This is a genomic window from Metamycoplasma cloacale (assembly GCF_900660735.1).
In the GTDB taxonomy this organism is placed as follows: Bacteria; Bacillota_I; Bacilli_A; order Mycoplasmatales; family Metamycoplasmataceae; genus Metamycoplasma; species Metamycoplasma cloacale.
Window position 1 is genome coordinate 235349 of sequence record NZ_LR215049.1, and the last position, 25370, is coordinate 260718.

At 26.3% G+C, this 25370-nt stretch carries 23 protein-coding genes, 2 tRNA genes, 1 rRNA gene and 1 other RNA gene; 21 read left to right on the forward strand and 6 right to left on the reverse strand.

Going from position 1 to position 25370, the window contains the following annotated elements:
- Position 1 precedes the first annotated feature (1 nt).
- The 8 genes from EXC28_RS05505 (at position 2) to EXC28_RS05520 (ending at position 10792) form a co-directional block, all read left to right on the forward strand.
- Positions 2–910 carry a carbohydrate ABC transporter permease gene (locus EXC28_RS05505; protein WP_232028565.1) on the forward strand — a complete coding sequence of 303 codons (909 nt, stop codon included), beginning with the start codon at positions 2–4 and terminating at the stop codon, positions 908–910.
- 4 nt (positions 911–914) lie between these two features.
- Positions 915–1103: a hypothetical protein gene (locus EXC28_RS01005; protein ID WP_029330757.1), complete on the forward strand. Its 189-nt coding sequence runs from the start codon at positions 915–917 to the stop codon at positions 1101–1103.
- Positions 1104–1235: 132 nt separating this feature from the next.
- Positions 1236–2900 carry a P80 family lipoprotein gene (locus EXC28_RS01010; RefSeq protein WP_029330758.1) on the forward strand — a complete coding sequence of 555 codons (1665 nt, stop codon included), beginning with the start codon at positions 1236–1238 and terminating at the stop codon, positions 2898–2900.
- An 11-nt stretch (positions 2901–2911) separates the two neighbouring features.
- Complete coding sequence (locus EXC28_RS05510) at positions 2912–5818, forward strand: cation-translocating P-type ATPase (protein WP_029330760.1); 2907 nt, start codon at positions 2912–2914, stop codon at positions 5816–5818.
- Between the two features lie 10 nt (positions 5819–5828).
- Entirely contained in the window at positions 5829–6515 is a 687-nt protein-coding gene (locus EXC28_RS01020; RefSeq protein ID WP_029330762.1) for a potassium channel family protein, read from the forward strand.
- Between the two features lie 124 nt (positions 6516–6639).
- Complete coding sequence (ileS, locus tag EXC28_RS01025; RefSeq protein WP_029330764.1) at positions 6640–9306, forward strand: isoleucine--tRNA ligase; 2667 nt, start codon at positions 6640–6642, stop codon at positions 9304–9306.
- Positions 9299–9988 carry a signal peptidase II gene (locus EXC28_RS05515; RefSeq protein ID WP_051622620.1) on the forward strand — a complete coding sequence of 230 codons (690 nt, stop codon included), beginning with the start codon at positions 9299–9301 and terminating at the stop codon, positions 9986–9988. The genes ileS and EXC28_RS05515 overlap by 8 nt, the downstream gene beginning before the upstream one ends.
- A 96-nt stretch (positions 9989–10084) precedes the next feature.
- Positions 10085–10792 (forward strand): hypothetical protein, encoded by a 708-nt coding sequence (locus EXC28_RS05520; RefSeq protein ID WP_051622622.1) that lies wholly within the window; start codon positions 10085–10087, stop codon positions 10790–10792.
- On the opposite strand, the gene EXC28_RS05525 is transcribed toward EXC28_RS05520, so the two are convergent.
- Entirely contained in the window at positions 10787–11809 is a 1023-nt protein-coding gene (locus EXC28_RS05525) for an Eco57I restriction-modification methylase domain-containing protein (protein ID WP_029330768.1), read from the reverse strand. The genes EXC28_RS05520 and EXC28_RS05525 overlap by 6 nt on opposite strands.
- Positions 11810–11989: 180 nt before the next feature.
- Here EXC28_RS05525 and rpsP point away from each other — a divergent pair, with 180 nt between their 5' ends.
- From rpsP to EXC28_RS01105, 13 genes are all read left to right on the forward strand, one after another.
- Entirely contained in the window at positions 11990–12250 is a 261-nt protein-coding gene (gene rpsP, locus EXC28_RS01045) for a 30S ribosomal protein S16 (protein WP_029330770.1), read from the forward strand.
- Between the two features lie 2 nt (positions 12251–12252).
- Positions 12253–12930 (forward strand): tRNA (guanosine(37)-N1)-methyltransferase TrmD, encoded by a 678-nt coding sequence (gene trmD / locus EXC28_RS01050; RefSeq protein ID WP_029330773.1) that lies wholly within the window; start codon positions 12253–12255, stop codon positions 12928–12930.
- Complete coding sequence (rplS, locus tag EXC28_RS01055; protein WP_029330775.1) at positions 12920–13276, forward strand: 50S ribosomal protein L19; 357 nt, start codon at positions 12920–12922, stop codon at positions 13274–13276. Before trmD ends, rplS begins: the two co-directional genes overlap by 11 nt.
- 91 nt (positions 13277–13367) lie before the next feature.
- Positions 13368–13772 carry a cytidine deaminase gene (locus EXC28_RS05530; RefSeq protein WP_029330777.1) on the forward strand — a complete coding sequence of 135 codons (405 nt, stop codon included), beginning with the start codon at positions 13368–13370 and terminating at the stop codon, positions 13770–13772.
- Positions 13773–13884: 112 nt separating this feature from the next.
- Positions 13885–15030: an SLAC1 family transporter gene (locus EXC28_RS05535; protein ID WP_029330779.1), complete on the forward strand. Its 1146-nt coding sequence runs from the start codon at positions 13885–13887 to the stop codon at positions 15028–15030.
- A gap of 22 nt (positions 15031–15052) precedes the next feature.
- An RNA gene (rnpB, locus tag EXC28_RS01070) (RNase P RNA component class B) lies at positions 15053–15344 on the forward strand.
- Positions 15345–15451: 107 nt separating this feature from the next.
- On the forward strand, positions 15452–16204 hold the full coding sequence (locus EXC28_RS05540; protein WP_029330782.1) for a DNA-processing protein DprA: 753 nt from the start codon (positions 15452–15454) through the stop codon (positions 16202–16204).
- Positions 16205–16280: 76 nt separating this feature from the next.
- Complete coding sequence (gene deoD, locus EXC28_RS01080) at positions 16281–16997, forward strand: purine-nucleoside phosphorylase (protein WP_029330784.1); 717 nt, start codon at positions 16281–16283, stop codon at positions 16995–16997.
- A 7-nt stretch (positions 16998–17004) separates the two neighbouring features.
- Entirely contained in the window at positions 17005–18300 is a 1296-nt protein-coding gene (locus tag EXC28_RS01085) for a thymidine phosphorylase (protein ID WP_029330786.1), read from the forward strand.
- Positions 18301–18327: 27 nt separating this feature from the next.
- Complete coding sequence (deoC, locus tag EXC28_RS01090; RefSeq protein WP_029330788.1) at positions 18328–18984, forward strand: deoxyribose-phosphate aldolase; 657 nt, start codon at positions 18328–18330, stop codon at positions 18982–18984.
- A gap of 294 nt (positions 18985–19278) precedes the next feature.
- Positions 19279–19384, forward strand: a 5S ribosomal RNA gene (gene rrf / locus EXC28_RS01095).
- Between the two features lie 64 nt (positions 19385–19448).
- Positions 19449–19535: transfer RNA gene (locus tag EXC28_RS01100), tRNA-Leu, on the forward strand.
- Positions 19536–19538: 3 nt separating this feature from the next.
- A tRNA-Lys gene (locus EXC28_RS01105) sits at positions 19539–19614 on the forward strand.
- A 53-nt stretch (positions 19615–19667) separates the two neighbouring features.
- On the opposite strand, the gene EXC28_RS01110 is transcribed toward EXC28_RS01105, so the two are convergent.
- The 5 genes from EXC28_RS01110 to EXC28_RS05550 are packed head-to-tail and all read right to left on the reverse strand — an operon-like array spanning position 19668 to position 25132.
- Entirely contained in the window at positions 19668–20813 is a 1146-nt protein-coding gene (locus tag EXC28_RS01110; RefSeq protein ID WP_029330338.1) for an aromatic motif membrane protein, read from the reverse strand.
- Complete coding sequence (locus EXC28_RS01115; protein ID WP_029330337.1) at positions 20806–21660, reverse strand: aromatic motif membrane protein; 855 nt, start codon at positions 21658–21660, stop codon at positions 20806–20808. Before EXC28_RS01115 ends, EXC28_RS01110 begins: the two co-directional genes overlap by 8 nt.
- Entirely contained in the window at positions 21647–22642 is a 996-nt protein-coding gene (locus EXC28_RS05545; protein ID WP_029330336.1) for an aromatic motif membrane protein, read from the reverse strand. Before EXC28_RS05545 ends, EXC28_RS01115 begins: the two co-directional genes overlap by 14 nt.
- Positions 22620–23327: an ABC transporter ATP-binding protein gene (locus tag EXC28_RS01125; RefSeq protein WP_029330335.1), complete on the reverse strand. Its 708-nt coding sequence runs from the start codon at positions 23325–23327 to the stop codon at positions 22620–22622. The genes EXC28_RS05545 and EXC28_RS01125 overlap by 23 nt, the downstream gene beginning before the upstream one ends.
- On the reverse strand, positions 23327–25132 hold the full coding sequence (locus tag EXC28_RS05550) for an ABC-2 transporter permease (protein WP_029330333.1): 1806 nt from the start codon (positions 25130–25132) through the stop codon (positions 23327–23329). The genes EXC28_RS01125 and EXC28_RS05550 overlap by 1 nt, the downstream gene beginning before the upstream one ends.
- Positions 25133–25370 lie beyond the last annotated feature (238 nt).

Consider the following 25370-nt stretch of genomic DNA (forward strand, 5'->3'; position numbering starts at 1 on the left):
AATGACAAAGGCTGTCGAAACAACTAAACCTTTAAGTGTTATATTATCGTGATCATTCAAAATTGCTATTCTATTATTTTTTGGATTTATTATCGTCTTTCCATTCCTATTCATGTTAAACCAATCTGTTTTGGATAGAAGATGACAAAATAATACAGATGTATTAGTTTGATATCCGAGAGCATATGGTGATAGCACTCAAGTATTCTTCTTTGAAAACTTCAAGGCAGCATTTCAAGATGGATACTTTAAAGCTGTATTATATACAGCCTCAATAACTGCCTTATCAGTAATTTGTAGAATTTTCTTCTCAATGACATTTGGTTATGCATTTTCAATGAAAAAATGAAGATTCAAAAACTTGTCATGAGCATTATTCCTAGCATTATTAGTACTACCAGAGGTTGCATTATTATCTGGTCAATATAGAGTAATTGTAACATTGAATTGGAAAGATGGTATAGCCCAATATATTGCCTTAACAATGCCATTTGTTGCATCAGTATTTTCTGGATTTATGTATAGAAATGCATTTGAAGAAATCACCGGTTCTGTAAAAGAATCAGCAATGATCGATTCTGCAAATGAATTTGTATTCTTTACAAAAATTGCAATGCCAATGGTTAAAGCAACAACATGAACAATCGCTATTTTAACAGCGCTAGCATCTTGAAACTCATTCACATGACCTTTATTAGTTATTAGCGAAAAAGAAGGTTCATGATCAGTAATTAACGTATGATTAACACATACAGGTAAAGATCCTGCAGATGAACAACCAATTGTATATATTTCAGTACGTATTGCTGCAAACATTTTAGGTATTTTACCTATGTTCATTACATACTTCTTATTAAGAAAGAGAATTATGAATGCAATTTCAAGACAAGGAAGAGCAACAAAAGGATAGAATTATGAATAATAAAAATGAAAAACACATGCAATTTGAAATGGATTCTATTAAAAAATATAATCGTAAAAGAATTGCTATTAAAAGTATTATAAGTGTTGCTGTAATTTTAGTTATATTAGTCGGAGTTTTTGTTGCAATATTAGCAGCTTATGGAATAATTGCGTTTCCTATAATAAAATCTGCAAATTAATATTAAATGTAAAATATTTTGTGAAAAAGTTCTATTTTAAAATGAATATAAACTTATTTAAATACCTGATTTATTCAGGTATTTTTCTTTATTTTAATTTTTTAATTTAAAATATATATATTAAATTGAGGTATGAAATTGAAAAGAAAATATTTATTTTTATCATCAGCTATTTTATCTACAATAGCTGTTCCATTAATATCAAGCTCATGTGAGAGAGAAGAAAAATTAGTTGAATTTGCAATTCCTTTTTCTATAAAAGATAAGCGGTCACAAACTTTAAAAACATTAATAAATCGCTATAATCGTGAATCTTTATTAAAAAATGAAAATCATCGCTCAATCTCTTTAATTTATTCATCAACCTCACGTGAAACTTTGTATTACAAGTTATCATTGCAATTAAAAATTGACGATCCATCTATACCGAGTTTAATTATGTATTATCCATCTGCGGCGTGATTGATTAATTCATATAACAAAGCAATTGATTTTAGCAATGAAATTAAAAATTCAGGAATTATTAATCAATATTTAGAAATTAATAATAAGATATCCTTAAATCATTCAAATAAATTCGTGTTACCATTAGGAAATAGCACTGATATGTTGGTAATTAACAAATTAAATTTAGGATATTTTCTATCAGAATTAAAATCATTTTTATCAAACAACTTTCCTGATAAAAAACTTTTAGATGATAACAATAGTTCAATTTTAAATTCAGTCGTTGAACATTACGAGCAAAGCAGTCCTACAATTAAAGAACAAATTAGAAGCTTTTGAGGAATTAATTTTCAAGATAATTTAGAAAAAATTAAGAACAAAAATTTTAATTATAGTGATAACATATTTAAATTCAATGATGATTTATTTCAAATTTCAAATGACATAGCTGATATTATTGAACCAAATTTAAATGCAAGAATTTTATATAGCAGACATATAACTAATTTGTTTTATAATTTATCTTTTAACAACGGAAATGGTAATTATGATGATTTTATTTTAAAATATAATCAAAACAATTTAATCGACTATGATTCAATATACGATCCAAATACTAAACAACATCAAAGCTTAAGAAAAACATATGAATCACTTAATAATTTAATTAATAAAAAAGCGTTATATATTGACAAGAATCAAACAGATAGTCAAAGATTTATTCCGCCCGCATCATATGATACTATATTCACTTTAACAACAAATAATGCTTACAATTGAATTATCGGAGATAATGCAATTTATGATGCGAACGGTGCTGAGAGAGAGTCATTATTAAAAAAAGAAGATTTCTTATTTTTCCAAGCGCCAACTAAAAATAATGCAACTCAAACCATAGAAACATTTATCAATCAAGGTGTTAATATTGTTGGTATTAAACATGACAATGAAAAAGATAAGGTTGTTAAAGATTTTATTGAATGGATGTACGATCAAAATAACAAAATTGATTGAAGAGACACAGCAACTATTAATGATGAAATGCTTTCTTCATTAACCCCTAGTGAATATTACGCTTATGTAAATAATTACATTTTTCCTTCATCAAACTTTATAGAAAACTATAAAAATATAAATGAATCAAAAATCAATCTTTCAAATTTAAATTATATTCACATGATTGAGAAATTATCTTCGAATGAATCAGTTTTATTTGAAGAACCAGTCGATCATCTAAGTGATGCATTTAGAAATAAAATTAAATATACAATGAATTCAGTTGCTCTGAAAAATAATTTTGATGAGACAACATTTGAATGATTTATTGACATATTAAGAACAACTTCATAAGAAAGGATTTCATGAAAAAAAATAAAACTTCAACAGAAGTAAAAACAAAAGTTGACGTATCTAGTTATATAGATACCAATATAGAAACTGGTTTAACTTCTTTACAAGCAAGTGAACGTCAGAATGTATTTGGTTTAAATCAACTTCAAGAAAGTAAAAAGAAAAATTTATTTCTAATTTATTTAGAACAATTTAAAGATTTACTTGTCATTATCTTGATGTGTGCAACACTTTTATCATATATTCTCGCAATCGTTCATGGTGTTCAAAATAAATGACAAGCAAGTTCTGAATTAACTATTTCATTTATTGAACCAACAATTATTTTATTTGTAGTACTCACAAACTCCTTAGTCGGGGCAATACAAGAGGTTAAAAGTCAAAAAGCAATAGATGCTTTAAAGAAATTAACTCCGTTAAAAGCTAAAGTAATTAGAGATGGAAATTTAATTACAATTAACTCAAATGAAATAACAATTGGAGATATAGTTTTCCTAGAACCTGGTGATGTAGTTCCGGCAGATGGTTATTTAATTAAATCTTCAAACTTAACAGCTATTGAAAGCTCATTAACAGGAGAAAGTCTTCCATCTTCAAAAGATGCTAATGTTACTAGAGATTTAAATATACCATTAGCTGAAAGAAAATTTGCACTATATTCTTCATCAATCATTGCAACTGGAACTGCATATTTTGTTGTTACTGCAATTGGTGTAGATACAGAAATTGGAAAAATTGCGCAATCTACTGATAAACAAAAAGCAACAGAAAGTCCATTGCAAATGAAAATTAATAAATTAGGTAAAATCTTTGCAATTACCGGTATTGTACTATTTGGACTATCTGTTATTACACAGATTATAATGCAAGCAATTTCTTCAACAGAAGCATTAAAAACTGACGTCTTTTGATCAACAACCATTATTAATGGTGTTTCATTAGCAGTCGCTGCTATTCCTGAAGGTTTAATTGCCTTTTCATCAATTATTTTGGCAATTGGTGTGCAAAGAATGGCTAAACGTAATGCCATCGTTAAAGATTTAATGGCAGTTGAATCATTAGGAAGCTGTGCAGTTATTTGTTCTGATAAAACCGGAACATTAACTCAAAATAAAATGACTGTTGTTGATTTATATCTAAAAAATCAACAACCAATGTCAATAACAAGTTGAAATAATAATTATTTAGAAATGGTTGAATTTGCCGCATTATGTACTGAAGCTAATTTAGTATATAAAGATAATCAAGCAATTGAAACAGGTGACCCAACTGAAGTTGCTTTACTATATTTATTAGAAAACCATTCAGGATACAAGACTAAAAGAGATCTAGAAAATAGTTATCCTAGATTACTATCATTACCTTTTGATAGTGATAGAAAATTAATGACATCAATAAACTTAATTGATAATCAAGCCATTGCAATTGTTAAAGGTGCTCCTGACGTTCTTTTAAATAAATGTAATAATTTAGATGAATTAACAAAAAATAATATTTTAGATATAAACAATGAATGAGCTAACAAAGCATACCGTGTGTTAGCCATTGCTAAAAAACATATTCCAAATGATAAATTAGAACAATTTAAAGCATTGCCAATTCAAGATCAATTCAATGTTTTAGAAAATAATTTAGAGTTTATTGGTTTAATTGCAATGATTGATCCCCCAAGAGAATCATCAAAAATTGCGATTGCTGAATGTAAATCAGCAGGTATTAAACCAATTATGATTACCGGAGATAATATCAATACCGCAATTGCTATTGCTAAAGATTTAGGAATCTATCAAGATGGAGATTTGGCATTAACTGGATTAGAACTTGCTAAATTAAGTGATGAAGAATTATATCAAAACATTGAGAAATATTCAGTCTATGCGCGTGTAGTGCCTGAAGATAAACTAAGAATTGTTAAAGCATGACAATCTAAGCATCAAATCGTTGCAATGACAGGAGATGGAGTTAACGACGCCCCTGCATTAAAAGCGGCTGAAATTGGATGTGCTATGGGTATTACAGGAACTGAAGCTTCAAAACAAGCAGCTGATATGATTTTATCTGATGATAATTTTGCAACCGTTGTTCATGCTGTTGAAAATGGAAGATCGATTTATCAAAAAATTAAAAACGTTATTCAAAACTTATTAATCACATCTGTTGCTGAAATTATTTTAGTTTTCCTAGGTTTAATTATTTTTAAAGCAATATATAAACAAACAATTGATGCAATATTAGCTGCTGATCCAAAATTTGAATTTTATATTTTATCTGCTTCACAGTTATTATGAATTAACCTATTTACTCATGGTTTTCCTGCAATTGCTCTAGGATTGCAAGATTCAAAAGAAAATTACATGAATAGAAGACCAATTTCAAAATTTGAATCTATTTTTGCAAACAACATGGGTATTAATGTTTTATGACAAGGAATACTAATTGGTGTATTATCAATGGTTGGATTCTATTTAGGGGCAGAATGAGCAATTAAACATGATAATCCATTAAATTTCGTAAAAACAGGGTCATCCGTTGCGTTTCTAATTCTAGGAATTGCTGCAACCTTTAATGCAATTAACTTAATGTCTAAAAAACCAATTATTATCAGTAATCCATTCTTTTACTGAAGAGTATATGCATCAGTTATTTTCTCACTAGCATTTCTATTGCTTGTTGCGTTGGTATCCGATATTGCAAGAGTGTTTAAAACATACGAAGCATTTGCTCAAAGTCTAACATTATTAGCATATGGTCTTGGATTACCATTTGTAATAGTTCCAATATATTTTGTTCATAAAGTTGTATTATTATTAATAGAAAACAAAAAGAAAATTACTCAAAAAATCAACAAATTTGAATTAGTTTTACCACCTAAAAAAGTTTTAGAAAAATTAAATAAATCTAAAATGTTAAACAAATAAAGGAGGAATTATGAAATTCTTTAAAAAATCAAGAAACATTTGTGTTATTGGTTTAGGGAGATTTGGAACTGCAGTTGTTGAGGAATTATTAAGTGATGAACATAATAATATTCGTTTAGCATTAATTGATACTGAAGAAAAATCTTTATTTAAATTTAAAGATCAAGTAGCTTCCATTTATGTTGCTGATGCTGCTGATCAAAAAACATTAGAAGCAATCAATATTACTGATTTCGACGCAGTTATCGTTGCCTCTTCTGACAATATAGAAATTGTTGCTTCATTAGCAGAAATTGGTGTTACTAAAATTATTGCTCGTGCAACATCAAATCGTCATGCTAGAGTATTAAAACAAATTGGAGTTTCACAAATTATTCGTCCTGAAGAAGAAGCTGGAAAAAGAACTGCATTGATTGTTTCAAATCCTAATTTCACAACATATTCTGAATCATTGATTGAATTACAAGATGATTATGTAACTGGTTCTTTATTTGTAACTAACCCTAAAATGTTTAATCAAAAACTAAAGGATTTAGGTTTTAGAAATAAATATCATGTTTCTGTGGTTTTGGTTAAAAGAAATAGTCAAACCTTCTTACCAAGTGGTGATTTTGAACTAAATGAAGGTGATTTATTAACAATCATTGGAAAAGTTGAACACGTTTCTAAAGTGTTTGAATATTGTAGAAAATCTTAAAGCATCATTGATGCTTTTTTATTATATTTCCTATGTTTTTCTTAAATCTATTAAATATCGTTTTAATTGTTATAAAATTAATATAATTTTAATTTATTCATTATCTATTCAAAAAGAGGTTATTATGGAAGAAAAAAAAGATTACAAATCAACATTATTAATGCCAAATACAGATTTTTCAATGAAAGCAAATTTATCTGCTAAAGAACCAGAATACATCAAAATGTGAGCAGAAAATAAAATTTATTCAAAAGTATTAGCTCAAAACAAAGGCAATACCACTTTTGTATTACACGATGGACCTCCATATGCCAATGGTAATATTCACGTTGGGCATGCTTTAAATAAAATTTTAAAAGACATCATTGTGCGTTTTAAAAACATGCAAGGTTATTATGCTCCATATGTAGCTGGTTGGGATACTCATGGTTTACCAATTGAACATAAAATGTTATCAGAGGCTAAAAAACAAGCAAAAGATTATTCAGCAATTGAATTGAGAAAAAATGCAGCAAACTATGCCCTTTCACAAATTGAACACCAAAAATCTCAATTTCAAAAATTAGCTTTATTAAGTGATTTTTCTGAAATTTATGTTACATTGGATAAAAACATTGAAGCAATGCAATTAAGATTGTTTCACAAAATGGTTAAAGATGGTTTGATTTATAAAGATTTAAAACCTGTTTATTGATCTCCATCTTCTCAATCTGCTTTAGCTGAAGCTGAAGTTGAATATGCGGATCATATTTCACCATCAATCTTTGTTGCTTTCAAAGTTAAAAAAGGTAATGAATTTATTAAAGCAAACGATAATTTATTAATTTGAACTACAACTCCTTGAACATTAATTGCTAACAGCGGAGTTGCAATTAATGACACTTTTGAATATGTTTTAGTATCTCATGACAATCAAAATTATGTAGTAGCTAAAGAATTGCTTGAACAAGTAGCTAATACTGTTAAATGAGAAAATTATGAAGTATTAAAAACATTTAAAGGAAAAGAGTTATTAAATATTACATACGAAAGTCCAATTAACAAAGCTGAATGTAGAGTTGTTTTTGGACACCATGTTTCATTAGAAAACGGTTCTGGTTTAGTTCATATGGCACCATTATTTGGTGAAGATGACTTTATAATCGGGAATAAAGAAAATTTAGCAAAAATTATGCATATTAATGACGATGGAACCATTAATGAAAATGGTCTACAATTCAAAGGTATGTTTTACGATGATGCAAACGTTGAAGTTGGTAAATATCTAACTGAAAATAATTTATTAGTTCATTTCTCAAAAATTAAACACTCATACCCACATGATTGAAGAACCCATTTGCCAATTATGTATCGTGCTACCCCTCAATGATTCGTTTCATTAAAAAACATCAAATCTGATATTGAAAAAGCATTGTCGGAAGTTATTACATACAATGAATGATCTAAGAAACGTTTATCATTAATGTTGGCTAACCGTGAAACATGATGTATTTCAAGACAAAGAACTTGAGGAGTACCAATCATTATTTTCTACGATAAAGATAAACAACCTGTATTAGATGATGAAATTTTTGAACATGTAATTAAATTAGTAGAACAATATGGTTCAGATGTTTGATACGAAAGAACAGCCGATGAATTACTTCCTGAAAAATATCAAAATTTAGGTTTTACTAAAGAAACTGATATTATGGACGTTTGATTTGACTCAGGTTCAACATCAATCTCTGTTAAACCAAATAATCTTGAAGCACCTTTTGATTTATATCTAGAAGGTTCAGATCAATACAGAGGTTGATTCAATAGTTCATTAATTAACTCAGTGGCATGAAGAAAACAATCACCATTTAAAGCATTATTATCACATGGATTTGTTTTAGATGGTAAAGGTAATAAAATGTCTAAATCAAAAGGAAACGTTATCGATCCTTTAGATGTCGTTGCAAAATATGGTGCAGATATTTTAAGACTATGAGTAGCTAACTCAGAATTTACAAACGACGTTACTATTGATGACAAAATCTTGATGCAAAATGTCGAAATTTATCGTAAATTTAGAAACACAATTAAGTTTATGTTAGGTGGAATTGCTGATTATGATTTTAAAGAAGTTGAATTGACATCTATACATGCCTTAATGTTAGAAAGATTGAATAATTTAGAAACAAAAATTGTTGATAATTATGAACAATATCGTTTCATTAACGTAATTAAGGATATTAACAACTTTATTATTGAATTAAGTAGTTATTACATTTCAATTACAAAAGATATTCTTTATTTAAACAAAGAAAATGATTTAGAAAGAAGACAAGTACAAACTGTCTTTTGAAAAGTAATTGATGTATTAACTAGAGCGTTAGCTCCGATATTACCTACAACATGTGAAGAAATTTATTCATTTATTAATTCAAAAGATAAGAAAGAATCAATCCATTTAACAAAATTTGTGGAAAGACATGAAATTTCTGATGTATTAGAAGAACAATGAAAACAATTCTTTGAACTAAAAGAAAGTGTTTATAAAGCAATCGAAGAAGCAATTCAAGGCCAAGTGATTAAACGTCAAAACGAAGCAATGGTTGTTTTACCAAAAGATTTATATCAACAATTTAAAGATATGGATTTAATTAAATTATTGATGGTTGGTAAAGTTGTTGAAGGAAATGAATTATCTGTTTCAAACTTTGAATCACAAAAATGTTTAAGATGTTGAAACCACTTTGAATTATCTGATTTTGATGTTCAATTAGAAATATGCAATAGATGTAAAAAGGTAATTAATGGATAAAAAAACAAATAAATTTTTTCAATGATTTCCTATTTTTACTAAGAAATTTTGAAAGCAATATACTTGAAAAGATTTCGTAATTAATTTATCAATCTATTTTATTTTCTTTGCAGTTACATTACTAATTGACTTATTAACAAAACATTATTTATTTAAATACACAGTAAACGAACAAAACGAAATTGTAGTTCAATCAGGTGTGATTTATCAAAATGCATTATTCGGATTTAGATCAGTTAAACACGCCGGAACTACAATTGAAATCGGTTTAACCAATGTTGGTTTACATATAGTTAGCTTTATTATTATCATTGTTACACTATCTGTTTCATTCTTGTTCAAAGATAAGAAAAATCGTTGAATCATACCATTTTTAGCATTACTATCAGGTGGTGCAATGGGGAATATGGTTGATCGTTTCTTATTTGATTTTGTTAGAGATATTGTATTTCTTCCTTGAATAGATACAGGTACCTTTAATTACGCCGATGCCTGATTGGTTATTGGGGCTATCGGAACTGTAATTTCAGGTTTAACAATTTATATTATTAATTGAAGAAATGAAAAGAAAGAAAAACAACAAAAATTAGAACAAGAAAAACAAAATGACGAACAATGATCAGACCTTTCTTTTAACAGCGAACAAAGTAGCAATATCGTAGATCCTAACAACGATATTTAGATAATTTAAAAAGCATCGTTATTCATATGATGCTTTTTTTCATTATGTAATTGTAATTATTTTAAAATTATTATAGTTAATATAATGAGTAAGAGTATGAAAAAGAAATATATATTAGAAGATTATGATTCAGTTTTGACTGAATTAATTGAGAATGTTTGAAAAAATGAAATAATTAAATTTTCAAAAATCAATGAAGATGGAAGAATAAATTCAACCATCAATGAAGAAGAAGCTATAAATATCTTATTGTCAAAATATCAAGATATTAAAATTTTTAAAGATTGAGAATTGATTATTGAACGTCAACCAAAACCAAGATATTGGTATGATATTTTGATACATAATAGAGATAATACATTTTATTGTCCAATAAATATTAAAATATCCAATCTCAATAGAAATACAGCAGATAATTTAAATTCAAAAGAAGGTTTATACTTTTCTTTAACCGGAAAAATAGAAGAAAAAACACCTAATACATGAGGTAAGTATTTTGAATTATTAGCAAAAAATTTCACCGAACATGATAGTGATTATTTCTTTATCATTATTAATAAAAATAATACATCTGATATCTTTTATAATTCGTTAAGAAGAATACCCCATTTGACATCAAACGGAAACAACCCACCCTTTCAATGTGTCTGATCTAAAAATAGAAATATTGAAATTAGAACATATGAAGAATCAAAAAATTATTTAATGTCAGTGTTGTATGCTACTGTTTTAAAAAGAGCACAAATATTAAAAGAATTTAGAATGATATTCACAAAGCATACAAATATAAAGAAAAAGTTATAACAATGCAACTAAAATACTTTGACTGAAATGATATCTTCCGTCAGTTTTAACACCGAGTGCATCTCAAGATATTTCATTTAATTGATCGACAATTTTTTTTGTTTCATCTTTGTTTGTATTGACAAAAAGACAAAGTACAGAGGCATCGTAATTAATAAATTGACCTCTTTTTTGGTTATTTAGTAAATAAAAGGGGTCTTTTTTTCTAGTTTTACAATTGACAAATATTTGATATGTGAAATCTTTCGGTGGTCTTGGCACAGGTCTTATTCATGTTTCTGGTTTGTATTCAATATATTTCAATTCCTTTGTTCTCTCGGTTGTAGAAACAACAAAGGCTGTATCGCCTGTTTTTAATTTACTATTAAAACCAGAAGCTCCTCCAACTTTTGCAATAATATTATTCGCTAAATTAGGTTTTTTACCGAATAATATTTTTCCATTTGAAAAGAAATAATCAATTTTTTGTCAATGATTTTGTTTTTTGACAATTTTTACAATTGCAGTTGGAACACAAGCATTTGCTCATACATTTTCTTTAATTTGTTCAAAATATGTAATTGAAAAATTTTCATAAATAATTTTGTTTAATTCCTTTGAACTTGTAGAAGTAAAAATATTGATCGGAATTATTCAAATAAGTTCGCCATTTTCGTTTAAATCATTAAGTGCTTTTTCAAGGAAATATAAAAACAAGTTCGGTTTATGTTTTAAAAGATTTGATTTTGGTTTATTTTCAATGTTTTTAAAATCAACATATGGTGGATTACCTATTATGACATCGCATTTATAATTTGTGTCAAAATAAGATTGAATAATTGCATTTTCATGCGCTATTGTTGGATCGATTTCAATTCCAATAACATGATGATATTTTTGAATTAACTGATAATAAAAATTACCACTACCAGAACTTGGTTCTACAATTAAATTAGGATTATCAATTGAAATTAAATTAATCATTTTATTTACAATAAAATTTGGGGTAAAAACTTGACCTAATTTTTTAACATTCATGATTGATCCTCCTTATTTAAAATACTTTTTAATTATATCATTCTTGCGATGTTTAATTCATCATACGTAGCAACAAAAATAGAATTTTTAAAAAAGTGTTAAGTATTTTTACTTGACACTATTTTTTGTGGTAAAATTCAATAGCTTATTATTAATATAAGACATAAGAAAGGATTAATCATGGTTAAATTAAGATTAAAAAGAACAGGAAAAAAATTTAATGCATGTTATAAAGTTGTAGCAGCTGATGCTAGAGCACCTAGAGATGGAAGATTTATCGAAGAATTAGGACACTACGATCCACACGCTAAAACATTAGTTTTAAACTATGAATTAGTAACTAAATACTTAAACGAAGGTGCAAAACCAACTGATACCGTTAGAACATTACTTAAAAAAGACAATTTTTACGCAAACTACATTTCAGAAAAAACTAAATAATTATGAAATTTAACATTCTTACACTTTTTCCAAAATATTTTGAAACATTCAAAACTCAAAGCATTATCGCTAAAGCTATTGCACTAGGACATATTGAAATTAATATCATCGATTTCAGAAAATTCTCTAGAGAAAAACATCATAAAGTGGATGACACAGTTTATGGTGGCGGCGATGGTATGTTACTTCAAGTTGAACCAATTGATTTAGCATTACAAACAGTGCCTAATAGTTATAAAATATTGGTTTCACCGCAAGGAAGAGTATTTAATCAAAAGATTGCTCATGAATTAGCTAAACATGATGAAATTACATTAATCTGTGGTCATTATGAAGGTTTTGATGAAAGAATTTTAAACTTCGTTGATGAAGAGATGTCAATTGGTGATTACATTCTTACAGGTGGCGAACTGCCAGCAATGATTATTACTGAAGCAATTGCCAGATTAAAACCTGGAGTGTTAAAAAAAGGTTCACATCAAAACGAGAGTTTTGAAAATGAAGGATTGCTTGATTATCCACAATATACCAAACCGGCTGATTATAAAGGTTATAAGGTGCCAGAGGTTTTATTAAGTGGTGATCACAAGAAGATTTTGGAATGAAGAAAACAAGAAGCTTATAAGAAAACTTTAAAGAATAGAAAAGACATAATTGAAAGGATAAATAATGAGAACTAAATTATTAGAAATTGTTGAAAGTGACCAAATTAGAACTGATTTACCAGAAATCAGAGAAGGTTACAACGTAAAAGTTCACGTTAGAATTAAAGAAGGTAACAAAGAAAGAATTCAAGTTTTTGAAGGACTAGTAATTGCTGCTTACGGTGAAGGTATTAATAAATCAATTTTAGTTAGAAAAGATTCATACGGAATCGGTGTTGAAAGAACATTCAAAATTAATTCTCCATTAATTTCAAACATTGAAGTGCTAAGAAAAAATAAAGTTAGAAGAGCTAAACTTTACTACATGAGAGATCTTAAAGGTAAAAGCGCAAGACTTAAAGAAATTAAAACTAATAAATAATTTTATTTTAAATAGAAAATCTCGGTTGAATTCCGAGTTTTTTATATTTCACATTAATTTTTATATATGCCAATATGATAAAATTAATAATATGAACTTAGATAAATTAAAAGAATTACAAAAGAAATTAGAATTAAGTTATTGTCCATATTCAGGTGTACATGTTGCTTCGTTGGCAATTGATGACCAAAATCGTGAATGATGAGGTGTTAATACCGAAAACCCAGCTTATCCAAGTGGATTATGTGCTGAAAGATCAGCTTTATTTGGAAGTGTTGCATATGGTGCAAAAGTTGGTTCATTTACTGACATTCACGTAATTAGCAATAAAAAACATTTGTTATATCCTTGTTCGGGGTGCTTACAAGTTATTACACAATTCCTTAAAAGAGATGGTTTAGTGCATTTACATAATTTTGATTTAAGTAAAAACCAAACTTTATCAATTAATGAATTAGTACCTTATCAAGTGAGAGATGAAGACATTCGTGATTAATTAATTTAATAAATGTATTTTTTAGATACATTTATTTTTTATTTTTCAATTTTGATTATTATTCATTAGTTTTTCTTGATATTTTTTTAAAAAATATACAATTATAAGCAATATGAAATTTAAAGAAAAAATTGCTTGAATTCCTTTATCAATTAATGGTGTTGCACTAGGTTCATTAGGTGTTTTAGGAATATTTAATACTTTATTAATGAAGTTAAATACATACGATGATTTGTTTATAAGCGGAATTAGCTTATTAATCTCTTCAATAATTTTATTAATAGCAACTTTTTATTTTATTTTAATGTTCTTTAAATTCATCTTCACTTTTGAAATCTTTAAAAAAGAAATGAAGGATTTGAAATCATCTTCATTTGTTGCGACGTTTTTTCTTACTTCTCTAGCTTATGCAAATGCATTAGCTCATATATCTAGAATCATTTTTCAATATGACGCAATTGCATTAAACAAGGCATTAATTTTACCAAATATAATTTATGCAAATTCAATTACCATTGGACTTTTATATTTTGGATACTTTTTTATCAAAGTATTTTGCAGACGTAATTATTTTAAAAATGACATCTATGGAGCTTTTTGTGTACCACTTTTTGGAGTTGCCGTTTCATGTTGTTATTACAATAATTTTGGAAATATCATTCCAAGTATTTATTTACAGATTTTATGAATCTTTACAGCTGTGTTATTTGCAATCATTTGACCATTCATTATTTTTAAATTGATTATACGTTCAAATCAAGAAGAAACTATGATTCCATCACAAGCAATGGTTATTTCTCCCCCAAATATGTTAGGTTATGGTTTTTTTGTCATTTTCGCTTCAAAGAATAATCATTATTTTAAATTTATTAATAATAAATTCTATTTAATAATTTCAACTATCTTTTTAATCATAGGTATTCTTTCAATCTTTGCATATATATTAGCAATTCACCGTACTAGATTGATTAAGTCAAATAAATTAACATGAGCTGCATTTACTTTCCCATTTATTATTCATATTCTATTTCTATATTCATATAACGAAAAAATTATTTATCTAATCGCAAATTATTACTGACTATATTGTATGATTTTAAATATCACCGTTCTTTTATGAATAGCGCAAGTTATTTTTGTATTTTATTTAAATATTCTTCATTTTAAACATTTACATAATTTATTTAATAACAAGAAAACTGAATATCAACGTCCTTATTTCTTTGTAAATAACTTTAAAATTAAACGCAATTTATAAAAAAATGTAAAATATATTTATTAAACACAGCCAACTGCTACGTAAGTAGAGGAAAATCCGCTCTAGCACAATCTGCGATGATTGTAGTGTTCATGCTAGATCTAATAAATCTAGGCAGAGTGATGATCTGATGACTAGTGCAACAGAGACGAGCTTATTTAGTTAAGGTGCAACGATGTAAACTCCATGAGTTAGAAACCCAAATTTTGGTAGGGGAACTAAACAAAGGGAATTGAACTAATGTTTAGAAATGTATTATTACATTTAGATAAATAGTTGGCGCTCATTTTGAGTACAGAAAGCGGTTTATCGTGTTTAAAAATCAGAACAACTAGGAGTTTTCCTAGTTTTTTCTTATTCTTTTCCTATATATCAATTATTTTGTTAGACAGTTTAGATAATTACATTAGGAGATTGAAAAATGAATGAGTATTTATTATATTTTGTGTATAAATATAAAGGTAATTGAGATGAAATATATCATGCTTTAAAAAACTTTGAATTAATTGATAGTGATTATCATAATCAAATTAAAAAGCAACAAGAGATGTCGACAAGTAAGTATGTAACTGTGTTAGATGATGGATATCCTGATGTATTAGTTAATGCTGATAAAATGCCTTTTTTGATTTTTTATCGGGGTGATTTAAAGTTACTAGACAATAACAATATTGTTTGTTTAACGGGTAATTTAATATCGAAAAACACCCTTGAATTACTGAAAGAGATTGAAAAAATTGATCAAGAAGTTACTTTTGTTAGTCTATTATGAAAAGGGTTGGATGAATTAATTGTTAAAAAGATTTTAGAAAATCCTAAATTAAAATTAGTCTTAATAGCACCATCGGGACTAAATAAATTAGAAATTGATTTCATTGATAAAAAAGATTATGCAAGAATTTTATTAATCAGTGAATATCCTGACGATTATCACGCAGTAAAGAAATCTTTTTATGACCGAAATAGGTTATTGAATGCTATTGCAAAGAAATTAGTTTTATTAGGAACAAAAGATAATTTGTTATATTCAATTATTGATTACTTTATTGCAAATCATAAAGAAATTGAATGTTTTATGACAAATGAATCAGATGTTTTGAATAATAACATTGAATTAATCAATAATGGAGCAAAAATGATAACTAATTTAAATGGTATTGTTAAACATAAATAAAATTGAAATTTTCATATAAAATTATTAAGAATAATAATTTATATTATATTAATTAGATTTTATAAGGAGATAATTTATGACACCACATATTAATGCAAAAGACGGTGCTTTTGCTAAATTAGTTTTAATGCCTGGTGATCCATTAAGAGCTAAATATATTGCTGATACATATTTAACTGACGCGAAATTAGTTTCAGATGTTCGTAATGTATTTATGTATACAGGATACTACAATGGCCACAAAGTTTCAGTTTGTGCATCAGGTATGGGAGTTCCTTCAATTGGAATTTATTCATACGAATTATTCAAAGAATATGGTGTTGAAGCAATTATTAGAATTGGTTCAGCAGGAAGTTTTAAAGCTGAAATTAAAAATTATAGTTTAGTATTAGCTGATAGTGCATACGGTGAAAATATTGCATTTAGAAATGGTATTTTACCAGGACATACAGAAACTGTTGTTATGCCAACTAAATCATTGAATAAAGAAATCATGGATAAAGCTAAATCTTTAAACATGAATGTTTTAGAAAAAAGAGTTATGACAGAAGAAGCTTTCTATACAGATAAAACTGTTGAAGAAAGAGTTGAAATATCGGGCGGAGCAGTTTGTGTTGAAATGGAATCATATGGTCTATTTTCAGTAGCAGAAAAACTTGGTAAAAAAGCAGCTTGTCTATTAACAATTTCTGATAATTTAGTAACACACGAATATACTACTAGTGAAGAAAGACAAAATTCATTCAATGAAATGATGAAATTAGCTTTATCAGTAGCAGAAAACTACCAATAGGATTACTATGAGAATAATTGATATTATTGATAAAAAAGTTCATAAAGAAGTATTAACAAAAGAAGAAATTAACTTCTTTATTACAGGTTATACAAACGGAACAATTCCTGATTACCAAGCAAGTGCCTTATTAATGGCAATTAGATTAAATGGAATGAATGATGTTGAAACTGCATATTTAACTGAGGCAATGATGTATTCAGGAGATACACTAGATTGAAAATATTTAGGTAAAACAATTGCTGATAAACATTCAACCGGAGGTATTGGAGATAAAGTTTCTATTGCTTTATGCCCAATTCTATCTGCACTTGGTTTAACTGTAGCTAAAATGTCAGGTAGAGGATTAGGTCATACCGGTGGTACTTTAGATAAATTAGAATCAATTAAAGGTTACAATTTTTCAGTAACGGATTCCGAATTTAGAGAATTAGTTGAAAAACACAACATTGCAATTGTTGGACAAAATGAAAAATTAGTTCCTGCTGACAAAAAAATCTACGCTTTAAGAGATGTTACAGCAACAGTTGAATCAATTCCTTTAATAGCAAGTTCAATTATGTCTAAAAAATTAGCAACTGGTTCAGATTGTATTTTATTAGATGTTAAATGCGGAAATGGTGCATTTATGAAAGATCTTGAACAAGCTAAAAAACTTGGTGAATTAATGATTGCTATCGGTAAACAATTAAACAGAAAAATTGCAGTTGAAATTACTAATATGGAACAACCATTGGGTAGAACAATTGGAAACAAAATTGAAGTACTTGAAGCAATTGATACATTAAAAGGAAGAGGTCAAACTGACTTTAATGAAATTATTTACTCATCAGGTTCAACTATCATTATGCTTGCTGGATTGGCAAATTCAGAAAAAGATGCACGTTTAAAAATTAAAGAAGTTATTGAAAATGGAAAAGCATACAATAAGTTTTTAGAATGAATTTCAGCGCAAGGTGGAGATATTAAGGTTTTTGATGATCCAAAATGATTAAACCCACAATACAAATATGAAATTAAATCTAATGCCGAAGGGTATTTAAAAATAAATTCAGCTATTTCATTTGGTTTAGTTGCAATGAAATTAGGTGCTGGTAGAGAGAAAAAAGAAGATAACATTGACTTCGAAGCTGGTATTTATTTAAATAAAGTTTCAAATGAATATGTAAATAAAGGTGATGTATTATTTACAATGTATTCTTCAAAACCAATCGATGTAAAACTTGAAAAAGAACTTTTAGATTCAATTGAATTTAGTAAAGAAAAACATAATATTAAACCAGTATTTGCTAAACTTTATTAATAGTATTAAATAATGAATGGAGAAAAAATGGATTACAATAAATTAGTTGATCATACATTATTAAGCCCAGAAGCACTTACAAAAGATATTGACAGATTAATTGACGAAGCAAAAAAATACAATTTTAAATCAGTATGTATTGCTCCTTCATATATTAAATATGCTAAAGAAAAACTACAAGGAACAGATATTCTTGTATGTACAGTTATTGGTTTCCCTTTAGGATACAATGCTACAAGCGTTAAAGTATATGAAACAGAAATCGCTATTAAACACGGTGCTGATGAAATTGATATGGTTATTAACATTGGTCGTTTTAAAGATAAAGAATACGAATATGTTTTAAATGAAATTAAGAAAATTAAAGAAGCATGTGGCGATAAAGTTTTAAAAGTTATCGTTGAAACTGCATTATTAACAGCTGAAGAAATTGCTAAAATTACCGAAATTGTTTCACAATCAGGTGCTGATTTCATTAAAACATCAACAGGTTTCTCATATAGAGGCGCATCATTTGACGATATCAAGATTATGAAAGCAAACGCAAGACCAGATTTATTAATTAAAGCATCAGGTGGAATTAAAACCGGAGATGATGCAATTAAAATGGTTGAATTAGGTGCTAATAGATTAGGTATGTCGAAATCAGTAATAATTATGGAAGATTTAAAACTAAAAAAATAATTTAGAAATGCTAATTAAAGTCCCTTAATTGGGATTTTTTAATTATTTTAATGTGATTTTGTTATAATTATATTAGTTCAATTCCACGATGAATTGGATTAACCTAGTTAATGTCTTATAAGTGTATTTCTATGCATACTTCTCTGAATAATTGAAAAAGAGATCTGCGGAGCTCTTTTTCGTTTTATTTAACGAAAAATACAATTAATATTTCCTGTTATTTAGATATTTTTAACTAAAATAAAAAAATTAATTATTTTGATTTAAAAATATTTTTTTGTATATAATATTTAACGTAGCAACCATAACGAAGAGGATCCACCTGAACCCATTCCGAACTCAGCAGTTAAGCTCTTCAGTGCCGACGATACCTTCACGGGAAAATAGGTCGTTGCTTTTTTTTATTTTTTTAATATATTTTTTTAAAATATATTATAATTATTTAGTATTTAAAAAACCACCTTGCCCAGGTGGCGGAATGGTAGACGCTACGGACTTAAAATCCGTTGGCTGTAATGGCCGTGCTGGTTCAAGTCCAGTTCTGGGCACCAGTTGCGCCCTTAGCTCAGAAGGTAGAGCAAATGGCTTTTAACCATTGGGTCAGAGGTTCAAATCCTCTAGGGCGTACCATTTCAAGAAATTGACCAAAAAATCACTCAATGAAGAGTGATTTTTTTGTTTTATTAGTTAATATCAATTAAAGTATATTTTAGTAATTCACCACCATATTTTTCTTTAAATAAAATTTGATTGGTTGTATTATCGTCTAAATCATAAAAACTTCTTGTAGCGATAATAAATTTATTTAAATCAAATATGTCTAATTTGTCTGGTGCTTCGTATAATTTCGGGAATGTTCAAATATAAGGAATAATAGAAATTGTTTTTTCTTTGAATACAAAGAGATCTTCTTTTATAAAATCGGTTCCGTTTTCTAATCTAATGTTTTCATTTCTAAAGTTGGTAATCATTTTGACTACTTCTTTGTATAGTTCATTTGCTTGTTCTCATTTTTCTTGTTGAGAAATTTTGGTTTTAATCTCGTTTAAATAATTTTTTAAATCATTCAGAAGATCTTGATGATTCTTAAATTCATAAAAAACAAAATCTTCTGTATCTGTTATTACTTCATTAATCTTATCTTTTATTTGTTCAAGCAATTTATTATTTTTTGTAACAGTTAAATTGATAATAAATCCTTCTTCTGTTAATAAATAGAAATCTAAAATTGTTTCATCATTATTGTTTTTAGTTTCTTGAATTGAAAAATCGATGATTTTATTAGATTTTGGCGAAAAGAAAGCACCGAGGGTTAAATTATTTTCGTGTACTTTTTTAATCGTGTTATTTATGTTTGAATTAAACTGATCAAATACTGGAAAATACATATAAGTAAAGTGGTTTATATTGTATAAATAGAATAATCAGTTTTCCTCAAATAATTGATTAAATTGGTTTTTTTGTTTATCTTTAGTAAAAAATGGTTTATCTGTATTTGATAGAGCTTCGTTTCCAAATATATTGATTAATGAATTATTAAAAAAGAGAGTTTTCTTTAAAGTATTAAAGTATTCGGTTTTCAAATTAGTTTGTTTTTCAATATATTCTTGTTTTTCATTTTCTTGATTGTCGTTGTATAGAATGTTTAATATTTTTTGAATAAAAACATTATCTATGAAAATATTTCAATCGTTCTTTTCATTAATTACTGAATTTATGTTGTTATTAGTAATATTTTCCTTAATTTCTTGACTTTGACAAGACACAACAGCAATAGGAGTAACAATTAATGGTATAGAAAGGAATAATGTATTTATTTTTCTAAACATAGTTATCCTCTTTCAATAATAACAACATAGTTGCAGGTTCGTTATATTTCTTTTTCTTGATAACGTCATTTTCAAATCTATCATAACCATTTTGAATTCCATGTATTACTGCACTGTGGAAGATATTTGAAATCAATTGTAATGACACATAATCACCTTGAAAATTAGGGAAAAATAGATTTTCAGAATTGAATTTCATAATTGGATTTTCACTTGATTCATTGATAATTCTGAACCTAAAAATGCCATTATCTTTTAATAAATATAATATAGATGAGTTAACACTTTCAGCAGATTCTTCACCTTCTTCAAGTTTTTCTAAATAGTTGTTGTCAAAACTGTGAGTATTTACTTCATTAAGTGTTGAAATATGTTGAATATATTCATTGCTCATTGAAGAATTTTCTACAGCCGGAAGAATAAATCATTCTTTAAAAACTAATTCAAATTTATTTAAATTATTAAATATAAAGTATCAATTTGTTGAATATAAATTGTTTAATTCTTCAATTTTATTTCTATTTTGTTTGTTTTCTTTAATTATTTTGGTTAATTCAGTAATTTGTTTTAATAACTCAATCTGGTATTCTAGATCATTTTGTTGATTTAGATATTTTGTTTTCAATAATTGATTGTTTTTAAATATTTTTAACAATATATCTTCAATAATGATTTTTGTTCTTTTAGCATCATCTTGAATAACGTTGCTATTTTTTACATCGTCATCAGGATTTAATAAATTTTTTAAAATCTTTTTATTTTGATTAGAGTAATTCTTACATGAAATAGTACATAAAGGTAATGTGCATAATGTGGCTGTTATAATTAAATTTTTAATTTTTAACATTTGCAAACCTCCATGTAAATCTAAATGTATTTAATGAATTTTCATTCATTTTTTTAATAGCTTGGTAGCTGATTTCTGAATGAATTAAACTAAAATCATTCAATAAACCAATATCGTTTATTTGATTAATAACGTTTGGTATGTATTCTTCATCAATATTTGTTCAATATTCAATTTCTTTTGAATATTTGAGTTTTCATTCTTCTTTGAATAATGTTTCATATTCTTTGATAAATTCATTAATTGTTTTATTTTCATTAACGTTGTTAAAAATCAAAATGTCCGGAATAATTTTAACTACATGATTTTCATTAATATCTACATATTTAAAACCCTTAATAGCTGAACGTTGATTTAGTATTAAATAAAAGGAAGTTAAATTTTTATTTTTATATTCAAAATTTAATTCTGGATAAACAAATTCAATATAGTTTGTAATATTGATATTTTCATTTTTATAAACTAGATCTTGAAAAAGATTTTTTGATACATATTCGAATGATTTTGTTTGATAATCATCTTCATCTCTGTAATATTCCCCGTAGGGATTAAAAACGAATTTAAAATTATTTAAATGGTTTAGAAATCACAATCAATCTTTATTAATTGTTTGTTTCAAAATTTCTTTAGAATTGGTTACTAATTTTGAATACAATTGGGCAGATTCAATTGATTTATCCCCTCTAAAAATAGGATATCACATTAATGCATTAGCTAATTCTTCAATCTTTGTATCTAGTATATTATTTTGTCAATTAATAAAATTTTCTATTTCAGTGTTGTTATTTTTAAATTGAAAATCTATTAAGTTTTTAATTATTGTATTAGTAGATAAATCGTTTTTCTTATATAATGAACTTTCATTTAAATTGATTTTTTCTTCTTTGTTTTCTTTATAACAAGAAATTGTTATGTTAGGGATTATTAGTGTCGATAACAGAGAAGATGTGATAAATAAATTATTTTTTAATAATTTTTTCATAAAACATCTCTCCTAAATGTTTGTATTTTGGTCCGCTATATACAATAGAACCATTATCTATCAATGTTACTTCTGTAGTAAATTCATCAATCTCGCTTAAAATATGAGAACTAATAAAGATTGTCTTACCATTATCAATTAATTGTTTTAGAATTGAAAACAATTCAAATCTAGCACTTGGATCTAGGTTTGCAGCTGGTTCATCTAAAATTATTAATTCAGGGTTGTGAATTAAAGCTTGAATTAATAGAATTTTTTTCTTTTGGCCCGATGAAAAACTTGATGGTTTTTTATTTTTTAGATTTAATATATTGAATTTCTTTAAAAATTCTTCTATTTTTTGGTTAATTTCATTTCTAGGTATATTTGTTAAAAGTGATAACGCTAATAGGTATTCATACGTAGTAATTTCTTTTGGGAAGATTGGATTTTCAGGAACATATCCAACTATTTTTTTGCTTTCTGCTTTTTTATGAGAAATTCCATTTATAAGAATTTCGCCATCTAAATTAGTATATGCACCAATAATAGATTTGATTGTTGTAGTTTTACCGGCTCCATTTTCACCAATAAAGGCATGAAATTTACCTCTATTTACATTAAATGAAATATTCTTAATTCCAACATTTTGTTTTTTGTCATATATTTTGGTTAAATTTTTAATTTCTAGAATTGGATTGTTCATTATTTATAATCCTTTCTTAGATACATAATTGAATTTAAAACTACAAGTAAAGCTGATATGGTAAATCAAATTAATACGTATATTGATTTATAAATAATTTTTTTATCTCTTTTTATTACAAAAATTTCATCAATAAATTGGAATAAATAATTTTCACTAGGTTTTAATTCATATCTGATAACAACTTTGTTATCTTTAACAACAGATTTAGTATTTCAACTTTCAAAGCCACCAATTTTATAATTGAAACCATTTATATTTAAATTAATTGCATTTGGTTTGAATTCATTGTCATTATGAATTAAAGATTGAAGTAAAATGTAGAAATTATTGTTATGTTGATTGAAGTATGTGTAATAAATTAAAGCAACTCCAAAGTATATCTTTCTTTCAATTTCGCTTTTAATTAATTTAAGTTTAACTGCATTTTTATCTAACAATGCAATATCTGTTGCATTAATTTTGTATAAATTTGAATTTTCATTATTTATTTCATTGTGGATATAGTTCAATAAATTATTTTTAATTTCTGAATAATTGCGTTGGTTTAAATTATTTTCAGAACCTTTTATAAATTTATTTAATAAATTATTTGCAAGAATATTAAAATCAGTATTTTCTAGTAAGGGTTTCATGATATCTCATTTTAGTTCGCCTACTAAATTATTGGGATTTGAATAAATAAATTCATCTTCAGGGAAAACAATTTCCTCATTTTCAGCATTTTCTCTTGCGTATATGATATTTGTATTAATTGGTGAGGGACTAAAGTGAGAATAATTTTTTAATAAACTTGGAACTAAATATTTATGTTCATTATTATTCAAAGTAAATTTTAAATTGTCAGCGTTTTTATCGATTTTATAATTGTATGATATGGATTCTTTTCCGTTGTAATAAATATAATTTGATAAATGTGTTTTATTTTTATCTGACAATAAAGAGAAGATATCAATGTTGTCTTCATTGAAAATATCAATCATTTGATATGGAAGTGATAATCAAGAATATGTTTGTCAAGAATTTGATGAATTTTTTGAATATTCAAATGCTTGTAATAAATATGCATTTTGTGCGTCGCTGAATTTGTTTTTATTAAATCCATTTGGAATTAAATATATTTCATCTTTATTATTATTTAAATAAAATTTTTCAACATCTATTTCAGTATTGGAATGGTGGTTTTTATATTCAGTATTTAGATAATAAGCTAAATTATTGTTAATTGGTGTTGAATTAGAAGCGATAAAAGAACCCGTTAAAGCAAGAGGGGTGAATAATAATATTGGTACTGTGATAGCAATTTTTTGATTAATTTTGTAAGCAATAATACTTGTTATCATTCCGGCTAGTGTAAAACTAAAGAAAATGGTGACAAATGATATTAATATAAATAAAGGAATTGATGAATAGTATTTAATTGATAATAAAAAGATTAAATTACCTATGGTTGTTATTGTTGTTCAAAACAAATTAAATAGAAAGAAAGTTAATAGTTTTCCGATAATAATATTTTTTCTAGTTATAACCTTTGAAAATACTATGATTTCTATCCCCTCTTCCTCAACATCTTTAAAGATGTTTAAAGACTTAATTGAGCTATAAATTATTGTTAGTAAAAGGGTGATGAAAATAATTGTATAACCAAGTATTGGATTGTATTTTTGATCTAGTTTAATAACAAAGAATATGATTGACATAATCACGCTAAAAATAAAAAATACAATTGGTATGATAAATGAATTTTTCTTTTTAAAAATTAATCTAAACAGAAAGTTTGAATAGTTGATTGTTCCTTGCTTCATAAAGTTCTCCTTGATATTATTTTAACAAAAAATATTTACTATTATTTATATTTATAATGATTTTATTTTAAAAAAAATACCATTTTAAAATAACATTAGAAAACAAAAAAAGTGTAATGAAAGTCCTTTTGTAGCAATATTGATTATATTAATCAAAAATTTACCCCATTTGAGGAATTTAATTTGTTATAATTAGTTTAAAATATTACAAAATTTATAATGCAATTTAACTGTGAAA